Genomic DNA, 10,000 nt, shown 5'->3' on the forward strand with positions numbered 1-10,000 from the left:
AGGCGGTTCGCCTGCCGCGTACATCGGGCCGGTTGCGGCGGCGTTGCTGAGTGGCCGCAGGCAGGGGGGCGCGCCGAACACCGCGCAGCTGCGCGCCTGTTGCACGGTGCCGATTGCCGCGACGATGACGGCATGGACCAGGAGCGAACTGTCAAGGGCCGGCTGCCCTACCCCTACGACCAGGACCTTTCAGGTGTGCTGTGCCGAATGAACCGGCGCACGCCCTTCAGCAGACGAAGACTGGCCAACGACCCCGTGACCGCCGCCTACGTCCTCGCCGGCATGCAGTTGATCCGCCGTCACCTGGGCCCCGGGGCACAGCGAGTGCTCAGCGATCCGGACGACGACAACTCGCTCGGGCGTCCTCTGCTGAGCTTTCTGTCCCAGCGGGCCATCGCGGCCGAAATGGCCAACAACCCAGAGCCCTTCTCCCGTTTGGGCTCGACCGCAACTCTTCGGTGCAGCTGGAGGTCACACTCGGACTACATCGCCGACCTGCTCAGTTTCGGCCTTTGGTCGTTGCACGAGCCGGCGCTGTACGACTCGCGGATCGGTCCGGACACCGAACGGCTCCTTGAGGGGCCGGAGTTCGTCGAAGCGGCGCATCGGCTGTGCTTTTACGACCTCACCACCATTGTGGACGGCCCGACGTTCCGCCTCGAACTCGTGGCCACCGCCGCCGCCGAGGGCGACGAGGTGATCCAGGAGGCTCTGGCGGCGAATCACCAGGGCGCGATGGCACCTTGGAAGCAGATGTACCAGGAGATGTTTCTGGCTCGTGGACTGCGATTGCGTCCCGGCGTCAGTCTGGACGACTTCGCCGGAATGCTCGCCGCCTTGGCATCGGGGTATGCGCTGCGTCGCATCGGCAACCCCGCCCTGGTCAGCATCGATACCGCGCAGGAGCGGTGCATTTTCGGCACCGCGGCACTGGCCCTGCTCCTGGGCTGCGTGGAGCATGTCGCTGAAGGCGACACAACGGGTGTGAGTATGGACGACGCGGTCCATGAACTCATCTACGGCCAGCATGAGCCTGCGCCCGAAGGGCAACCGGCCTGCTCCGAAAGCGAGTCGCGCGCATTCCTCGCTCAGCTCGACCGACTCTGCGACGAGCCACAACAATCCGAGGTAAGGCACGCGGCGACGGCCCTACGCGACCTGCTCCTCCCACAGACCCCTGACCGGTAACCGCCGACACGCGCACTCAGTTGCGGCACTCCATCTTCCGCCCTGCGGCACGACGGCCCGGAGCAGCACCACAGCTCCCTGGCCGGCTCTGCCGCGGCGTCGGCGCTTCACCCTCGGCGGGCCGGGTGTTGCTGATGTCGGTCGCGCTTCCCCTCCCCGACCAGGCTGCAGTCTCGCGCACTGCATCCGGTCGTCCTCGGGCCGGCCGGACCGCGCCCTCGGCGAGGCCGCGAACGTCGCTGCCCGCACGGGCACCGTCCTCGGCGCGTGCGACCGTCGCATCGTCGGGCGCCGCGGCCATGCCGAAGCCGTCGTCGCCGTCGCCCGCTCGGCACTCGTCACGACATGGATTTTCCGATCGGCTTCAGAGTCAGGTTCAGGGGGCCAAGGTGAGGTCGCCGTGGTCGGACTTGGCCAGCGACCGTCCGATGACCATGCGCTGAATCTGGTTCGTGCCTTCGAAGATCTGAGTCACCTTGGCCTCCCGCATGTACCGCTCGGCCGGGAACTCGCGCGTGTAGCCGACCCCGCCGAGCACCTGGACCGCATCGGTGGTGACACGCATCGCGTTGTCGGTCGCGACGAGTTTCGCGACCGACGCCTCACGGCTGAACGGCAGTCCCGCGTCCTTCAACCGGGCGGCATGGAGCGTCGCAGCACGCGCTGAGAAGACCGCGGCCTCCATGTCGGCGAGCAGGAACGCGACTCCCTGGTGGTCGATGATGCGTGATCCGAACGTCTCCCGATCGCGCGCATAGGCGACCGCGCAGTCAAGCGCGCCCTGGGCGAGACCGACCGCGACGGCCGCGATACCGAGCCGGCCGGAATCCAGGCTCGCGAGAGCGATACGCAGGCCGTCGCCCTCGGCGCCGATGCGCCGCTCGACGGGGACACGGACGTCCCGGAGCACCATGGTCGCGGTCGCGGACCCGGTGAGGCCCATCTTCCGTTCAGGCACATCAGCGGTGAGGCCCTCGGCGCCAGCGGGGATCATGAAGCACGAGACACCCGTGCGATCTTCCGAGGTGCGGGCCATGACCTTGTAGTAGTCCGCGTGGCCGCCATGGGTCGTCCAGGCCTTCGCGCCGTTCAGGACGTAGTGATCGCCGTCCAGACGGGCCCGGGTCCGCATCGCGGCCGGGTCCGAGCCGGCGTGCGGCTCCGAGAGGCAGTAGGCGCCCAGCAGCTCGCCACCGAGCATCGCGGGCAGCCACTCCTGCTTCTGCTCCTCGGTACCCATCGTCGCCAAGCCGAAGCACGACAGCACATGCACCGAGACGCCTACACCGACCGTAACCCACACGGACGCGAGCTCTTCGACGACCTGTAGGTACACCTCGTAGGACAGACCGCTGCCACCGTAGGCCTCGGAGTACGGCAGACCGAGCAGGCCGACGCGTCCGAGGAGCCGGAAGACGTCACGAGGGAACGCCTCGTTCGCCTCATCGGCATCCACCCGCGGCGCGAGTTCATCGGCCGCCAGCTTCCGGACCAGCCTGATGAGGTCAAGGGACTCCTCGTTCGGTAACAGACGACGCGCGCTCATGGCACCTTCCAGCTGTCGGGGCGAAACATCGTGCGGCGGTGCAGAACGCGCCGATGCCCGCGGCGTCCGCGCGTTCGATCGCGCAGGCGGCCTGCCGCAGGGACCGGACGTGCCCTCGTGCACCACCACGCGCTGCAACGCAGCAGCCGCAGCACCTCATCACAGCTCATCCGACCCACCTCTCACGCCGGCTGATCAACCAGCTACCGCAACGAGACGGGCAAGACACCGGACACGGGCGACCTCGCCAACCTCACTGAACGAGAACGCACCGGCATCCGTCGACACCTGATCGTCAAGGCCATGGAGGCTCACACCGACGCCGTTTGGGTGGATGAGGCCGGGCTGTGGTCGCATCCCGACCAGGTCGACATCCGTACTCCCAGGACGAGACGGGACGAGCCAGGACAAGACGGGGCAAGAGGCGGCGCGGCTCATTCGGGGACGCGTTCTTCACCTGGCTGGGGTTCCTGCCCGGGACCGGCTAGGGCGCGCTGCGGGCGGGCCGCGCAGGGTGCACAGCAGGTGCAGGAGCAGGCCCCAGAAGTGCATAGAGTGCGGCGTGGAGGGAGTCCAGGTCAGGCGTCACAGCCGACCTTCGGGCTCCCTCGCTTCATCTCATGCGTGCCAGCAGGCCCTTGGCATCATTCATCCAGCCGGACCGGGAGTTCAAACGTGAGGCCTCAGACCACCGACGTGCGCCAGATCGCCGAACCACGCCGGACGGCCGACCACGGCAGAACCGGCCATCACACCCCGACCGCGCCGGCCTCCGTGTACGCATCCACCGCGCCCTTCCCCGACCCGCGCGGACACCCTGCCCTGCGCGCCGCGCTCGCCGCTGCCGTCGAGGACACCATCGTCTACGACCTGAGCGGCATCGGCCGCCAGTACGCCGCCCTGTGCGCCGAACTGCCCGGCGTCGCAGTCCGGTTCGCGATGAAGGCCTGCCCGGTGGACGAGGTCCTCGGCCACCTCGCCCGGCTCGGCTCCGGCTTCGACGCGGCGAGCCCGCAGGAGATCGCCCAGGCGCTGCGTACCGGGGTGGCCCCCGGGCTGATCCACTACGGCAACACCGTCAAGTCCGACCGCAACATCGCCGAGGCCTACCGGCTGGGCGTGCGCGACTTCGCCACCGACTGCCTGGAGGACGTCGCCGCGATCGCCGAACACGCCCCTGGATCACGGGTGTTCTGCCGGATCGCGACCACCGGCGAGGGCGCGCTGTGGGGCCTGAGCCACAAGTTCGGCTGCTCGCCCGAGGACGCCCCGCGGGTGCTCGGCGCCGCCCGGAGCGCCGGGCTGGTGCCCTCCGGCCTGTCGGTGCACGTCGGCTCCCAGCAGATGACCGCCGAGGCCTGGGTCGCGGCGATCGACTCCCTCGCGGCGGTCCTGGAGGCGCTCGGCCGGCACGGCATCACCGCGGACCTGATCAACCTCGGCGGCGGACTGCCCGCTCTCGGCGTCCTCGACCGGCGCGGCCGGCCGCTGGAACCGCCGCTGGACAAGATGTTCGTGGTGATCCGCGAGGGCATGGAACGGCTGCGCGCCGTCAACGCCGCTCCGCTGGACTTCCTGGTGGAGCCCGGCCGCCACCTGGTCGCCGACCACGGCGCGATCCGCGCCCACGCGGCGCGGCTCACCTCCCGACACCGGCTCGACGGCACCCGCGAGGACTGGCTCTACCTGAGCTGCGGCAAGTTCAACGGCCTCTACGAGATGGACCAGTTGCAGTACCGCCTGGAGTTCCCCACCCACCCCGGCGGGCCGTTCGCCGACGCTGTGGTGGCCGGCCCGACCTGCGACAGCGACGACGCGTACGCCAAGGTCGGCACGGTGCGCGTTCCGCGTGCGATCGCCTCCGGCGACCCGGTGTGGGTCCACTCGTGCGGCGCTTACGCCGTCGCCTACGCCACCCGGGGGTTCAACGGCTTCGCGCCGCTGCCGTACACCTGCGTCGGCGGCCCGGCTGCGGACGGAGGAGGCGCATGACCGACAACCGGATCCGGCTGCTTCAGGAGGAGGACTGGGACGAGGTGGTCGCGCTGGAGGAACGCGCGTACGCCGCGAGCGGTCTGTCCGAGGGGCGGGAGGCGCTGCGCTCCCGGCAGCGCGCCTCGCCCTCGACCTGCTTCGTGCTGGAGCACGCGGGTGGCTTCGGCGGCTACCTGCTCGCCTTGCCGTACCCGCTGTTCCGCTGCCCGGACTTGAGCCGGGCCGAGGAAAACGAGGCACAGGACAGCGACGGGACGAGCAACCTGCACACCCATGACCTGACGATCGCCGAGCGGGCGCGCGGCCGGGGCCTGGCCCGCCGGATACAGCGGCATCTGGAGGAGATCGGGCGGGCGGCCCGCTACCGGACCCTCTCTCTGGTCGCCGTACGTGGCTCCGAGGCGTTGTGGTCCCGGCTGGGCTACCGAGCCCGCCCCGAGATCGGGCTGCCCGCGAGCTACGGCGCCGAGGCGGTCTACATGGCGAAGCCGCTGGAACCTGCTGTCACCGCTCCGACGCTTAGGTCCTCCCCCAGAGTTCAAGTGGACTGATGCAGACCATGCTTCTCACGGTGGCCGGCACCGTCACCCATGCACGGGCACGGCCGAGGAACTGCTCCTCACGCGCTGCGGCCGCATCCTGCTGTGCTCCGTGAAACCTGTCAGTAGCGCCAGCGGACGGCGTCGATGACGGCCGCATCCGTGTGCCCCGCGAACAGCTCGGCCTCCGCCCGTCGGACGGCCAGCACGGCCTCGTACAGCTCGGGACCGAGCGCCTGCCGCAGCAGTGCGGACTTCTCGTACGCGTCGATCGCCTCCGGCAGGCTCGCCGGGAGGCGCTCGACGGCGCCGAGGACGGCGGGGTCGCTCGGAGTCTCGGGCGGCAGGGGCAGGCCGGACTCCAGGCCGGCGAGTCCGGCGGCCAGCACGGCGCCGACCTCCAGGTACGGGTTGGCGGCGGCGTCGAAGCACTTGAGCTCGGCGTTTGCCTGCCCGGCGGCGGAGCCGGTGATCAGGCGAAGCGCCGCCTCACGGTTCTCCAGGCCCCAGCAGCGGTAGGCCCCGGCAAAGCGGGAGGGGACCAGCCGCAGGTAGGAGGCGACGCCGGGCGCGCCGAGGGCGAGCAGCGCGGGCAGCTCGGCCAGCACGCCCGCGAAGAACTGCTCGGCCTCGGGGTGCAGCCCATGGCGGCCGGGGCCGCCGTGCCCGAGGTTCTGCTCCTGTCGCCACAGGCTGAGGTGCAGGTGGCCGCCGTTGCCGACCGAGCCCTCCGTGAAGACGGGCGCGTACGAGACCCGCAGGCCGTGCCGGGCGGAGACGGCCCGGATGGTGTGGCGCACCAGCATCGTGGTGTCGGCCGCCTCGACCGGCCCCTCCGCGCCGACCGAGACCTCGAACTGCCCGGCGGCGTACTCGGGGTGGAGCTGGAGCACGGCCAACCCCTGGGCGGTGAGGGCGCGCAGCACCTCCCGCAGGTAGTCGGAGTGCTCGACGAAGCGGGTCATCCCGTACCCGGGCCCGAGCGCCGCGGGGGTCCCAGCGGCGTCGGCCACCACCCACTCGACCTCGATCCCGGCGCGCACCGAAAGCCCGCGCCGCTCGACGTCCTCGGTGACCCGGCGGGCGAACCCGCGCTGGCAGCCGGGGTGCGGGGCGCCGTCCTGGGCGTAGCGGTCGGCCGGGGCCCAGGCCCAGCCGGGCTGGGCGGCGAGCGGGGTGAGCCGGTCGAGGTCGGGGACGAGCCGCAGGTCGCCCACCGGGCCGGTGCTCGAAGACGCCACGGTGAAGGAGTCGTCCACCAGGGAGACGTCGAAGCACGGGACGGCGCCGACGCCGTACTCGGCGGCGTGTTCGAGCTGGGCGAGCGGGACGGACTTCACCCGGGTGAGCCCGGCGTTGTCGACCCAGCCGAACACCACCCCGTCGATTCCGTCGGCGGCGAGCTGGGCTTGGGCCGCCCGGGCCTGGGCGGCCCGCTCGGCTCGGGGGTGCGTGGTGGCCATGGCGGCCATGCTGGCGTTCGCGGCAGCCGGTGTGCCAGTGGCCGGCTGGGAGTTCACTCGTCCGTGAACCGTCGGAGCCGGATGTCGGTGACTCGCCGCGGCACTGCTTGGTGAATGCACTCACCGCAATACGTAGCGGTCCGAAGAGGGATAGCACTCGCATGAGTGAAACTCGCTGGCACCGTTTGGCCTCGATGGACATGACTGGACTACGGTGACCGAGGAGCGGACGGTTTATCCCATCGACTTGTCCCATCGACAGTAAATTCAGCCCGACAGGGAGCCCCGCACGGGCTTATCGAGAATTCCGGAAATGGGTGCCTCCGCCTTCCCCGCTGTGCGTGCTCCGGCGTTCGCAGTGCCCTGGGTTTCCTCTGTCATACATCCGCGTAGAGAAGTGGGAGCATCATGCCGCCCGTCGTTCCGCCGTTTCTGATCGGTCTCCTCGTCGCGCCACTGGCCAAGCGTGTCCTCAGGCCGCTGGTGCGCGGTGTCGTCACGACGTCCGTCGGTCTTGTCATGGAGGTGAAGAAGGCGGCCCAAGAGGCCGGAGAGAACATTCACGACCTCGCGGTCGAGGTGGCTGCCGAGATGGTGGCGGCGCAGATCGCCTCCGGTGACGACCACCGGCCCACCGAGGGTGCGGCCTCGCACGGCGAGAAGGAAGAGGCCAGGACTCCGAAGATCCGTACGACCGCGGCCGCCGCCGCGAAGGCGCAGTGACGCGCTGATGCGCGGCCCGGCCCGCCGCCTGAGCGCGTCTTCCGCCGACCTCGGAAGACGGGTCCTCGCGGCGGTCGGCCTCGGGCTTTTCGACCACGCCTCCGCCCTCTCTCGGACTTTCCGCTCCGTCGCGGTAATCCGCCGTGCGCCGAATTCCGCCGCGCTCGTCGACGGATTACCCGTGACCTCCGCAAACAGGTGATCGTACGCATGTCATCGCTACTGGGTGCCGCAGCCGGATTCCGGTCCGCGGAAGGGGACGTGAGCCCGCGCTCGGTCACTCCGGGCCGCCAGCGCTGGGACGTCAAGCCGGTGCTCGGACGGCCACGGACGGCCGAGATCCTCGCCGCCGCGCTGCGCCGCATTCCCGGGATCACCGAGGCCCGGGCCAACCCGGTCACGGGCGGGGTGCTCGTCCGGCACGATGCACGGCTGCGTGCCGCGGACGTCGGCCGGATCGTCCGCAGAGCCGTCACCCTGGTCGCGCAGGATTCGACCGGAGCGGGACGCCCGGCACCGGCCCCACCCGTCGCCGCACCGGTCCCGCAGGCGGACCGCGGCGGGGTCGTGCGACCGGTGCTCGCCGTCGGCGGCGGGGTCGCGGCCGGGATCGCGTTGATCAAGGGGTCGGCGCTGAGCAGGCAACTGGTGGCGGTGGGCGGGGTGGCCGTGCTGACCACGGCCGTCCTGCGCAAGGCCTGGCGCAGAACGGTCGACGCGTCCCGGGAAGCGGCCGGGCCCGGCGTCGAACGCCACCCTCTGGTGGAGATCGTCGGACCGCACCGACGCCGTCTCTACGGGGCCGTTGCCCTGTCCGTCGCCTGCCAGGCCTCGGAGATGGCGCTCGGTACCTTCCTCGGCTGGACCGGACTGGTCCTCATCAAGGGGCAGGCGGCTCCGCTGGTCCACCTCGGCCTGACCACCGCGTCCGCCCAACTCTTCGGTCTGGCGGGGCTGATGACCGTCGCCTGTGCCGCCGTGGCGGGCCTGTCGTACGCCTCGAACCTCCAGTGGCGCCGGCTCGGCCAGGACATCGAGCACGACTGGCGCAACCGGACGTACGCACATGTGCAGCACCTCGAACTGCGGCACCTGGAAGGCGAGCGGACCACCCGGATCGCCGGCGCGCTCACCGACGACGTCCGTCAGCTGGGCACCTTCTTCGCGGGCTCGGCGGGCGACCTGCTCCAACTCGGCACCAGCATGGCCCTCCTGGTGCCGCTCTTCCTGCTGCTGGCACCGCAGATCGCCTGGATCGCGTTCCTGCCCATCCCCGTCATCGCCTGGCTGTCGTTCCACTACCAGGACCAGGTCGCGGCCGACTACGCCGTCTCCGGCGAGCAACGGGCCAAGCTGCACAGCCAGTTGGTGAACACGCTGGAGGCCGGCGCCACCGTCAAGAGCTTCTGCACCGAGGACTACGAGGCCGAGCGCATCGACCGGCTGAGCGGGGAGGTCCAGGACAGCAACGGGCGTACAGACCGGAGCACGATCCGCCACGCCGAGATCGTCCGGGTCTGCACGACCAGCTCGATGGCCGGAACCCTGCTGATCGGCGGCCGGGCGGTGCTCGACGGCAGCCTGCCGTTCGAGGTGTTCAGTCCGCTGATCGGGCTGCCTCAGATGGTGCTGCTGCGGATGAACCGGCTCGGCGGCATCGTCGACCAGTACCAGCGCACGATCACCGCCTACGACCGGGTCCAGCGGCTGCGCGCCCTCCCCGTCGAGCCCGACGGCACCGGCGGACCGCTCGACGCCGAGAAGGTGCGCGGGGAGATCGTCCTCGACAAGGTGACCTTCGCCTACCCCGACCGGCCACCGGCGCTGAAGGACCTCTCGCTGACCGTCTCCGCCGGGCAGGTCACCGCCCTCGTCGGCGCCACCGGCTCCGGCAAGACGACGATCGCCAAGCTGCTGATGCGATTCCAGACCGCGGACGTCGGCAGCGTGCTGCTCGACGGGCGGGACGTGCGCGAGCTGTCACGGCACGACCTGCGCCACGCGATCGGGTTCGTCGCCCAGGACCCTTTCCTCTTCGACGGCACCGTCGCCGACAACATCCGCTACGGCAGCTTCGGAGCCTCGGACGAGGCCGTGACCGAGGCGGCCATGAAGGCCGAGGCGCACACCTTCGTCGCGACGCTGCCGGACGGCTACGACACGGTGATCGGCGAGCGCGGCGCCGCGCTGTCCGGCGGCCAGCGACAGCGGATCGCGCTGGCACGCGCGATCCTCAAGGACGCGCCGGTCGTGATCCTCGACGAAGCCACTTCCGCCGTGGACAACGAGACCGAGGCCGCCATCCAGCGCGCGCTCCGCGTCTTCGCGGCCGACCGGACGGTGATGATCATCGCCCACCGGCTCTCCACGGTCCGCCACGCCGACCTGATCTACGTCATGGACAAGGGCGGCGTCGTCGCCGAGCAGGGCACGCACGACGAACTCCTCGCCCAGCACGGACTCTACGCATCCCTCTGGCAACTCCAGGCCGGCGAACCCGCCGCCTGACCGCAGCAGCCGCCCTCGGCCGACCGACCGTGTGACGA

7 protein-coding genes are annotated in these 10,000 nt (G+C 70.7%); 5 read left to right on the forward strand and 2 right to left on the reverse strand.

Annotation, left to right across the window (positions count from 1 at the left end):
- Positions 1–132 precede the first annotated feature (132 nt).
- Complete coding sequence (locus ACWCPF_RS24350) at positions 133–1,188, forward strand: hypothetical protein (protein ID WP_451047181.1); 1,056 nt, start codon at positions 133–135, stop codon at positions 1,186–1,188.
- A gap of 376 nt (positions 1,189–1,564) precedes the next feature.
- Here the strand turns inward: ACWCPF_RS24350 and ACWCPF_RS24355 are convergent, their stop codons facing one another.
- Entirely contained in the window at positions 1,565–2,734 is a 1,170-nt protein-coding gene (locus ACWCPF_RS24355; protein WP_451047258.1) for an acyl-CoA dehydrogenase family protein, read from the reverse strand.
- A gap of 774 nt (positions 2,735–3,508) precedes the next feature.
- On the opposite strand from ACWCPF_RS24355, the gene ACWCPF_RS24360 reads away from it, so the two are divergent.
- Positions 3,509–4,726, forward strand: a complete 1,218-nt coding sequence (locus ACWCPF_RS24360) for a type III PLP-dependent enzyme (RefSeq protein WP_451047259.1) — start codon at positions 3,509–3,511, stop codon at positions 4,724–4,726.
- Positions 4,723–5,280 carry a GNAT family N-acetyltransferase gene (locus ACWCPF_RS24365; protein WP_451047182.1) on the forward strand — a complete coding sequence of 186 codons (558 nt, stop codon included), beginning with the start codon at positions 4,723–4,725 and terminating at the stop codon, positions 5,278–5,280. Before ACWCPF_RS24360 ends, ACWCPF_RS24365 begins: the two co-directional genes overlap by 4 nt.
- A gap of 110 nt (positions 5,281–5,390) precedes the next feature.
- Here the strand turns inward: ACWCPF_RS24365 and ACWCPF_RS24370 are convergent, their stop codons facing one another.
- Positions 5,391–6,731 carry a glutamine synthetase gene (locus ACWCPF_RS24370; protein ID WP_451047183.1) on the reverse strand — a complete coding sequence of 447 codons (1,341 nt, stop codon included), beginning with the start codon at positions 6,729–6,731 and terminating at the stop codon, positions 5,391–5,393.
- 408 nt (positions 6,732–7,139) lie between these two features.
- On the opposite strand from ACWCPF_RS24370, the gene ACWCPF_RS24375 reads away from it, so the two are divergent.
- Entirely contained in the window at positions 7,140–7,454 is a 315-nt protein-coding gene (locus ACWCPF_RS24375; protein ID WP_451047184.1) for a DUF5132 domain-containing protein, read from the forward strand.
- 261 nt (positions 7,455–7,715) lie between these two features.
- Positions 7,716–9,962: an ATP-binding cassette domain-containing protein gene (locus tag ACWCPF_RS24380; RefSeq protein WP_451047185.1), complete on the forward strand. Its 2,247-nt coding sequence runs from the start codon at positions 7,716–7,718 to the stop codon at positions 9,960–9,962.
- Positions 9,963–10,000: the final 38 nt, after the last annotated feature.

Source organism: Streptomyces sp. NPDC001858 (genome assembly GCF_053594615.1).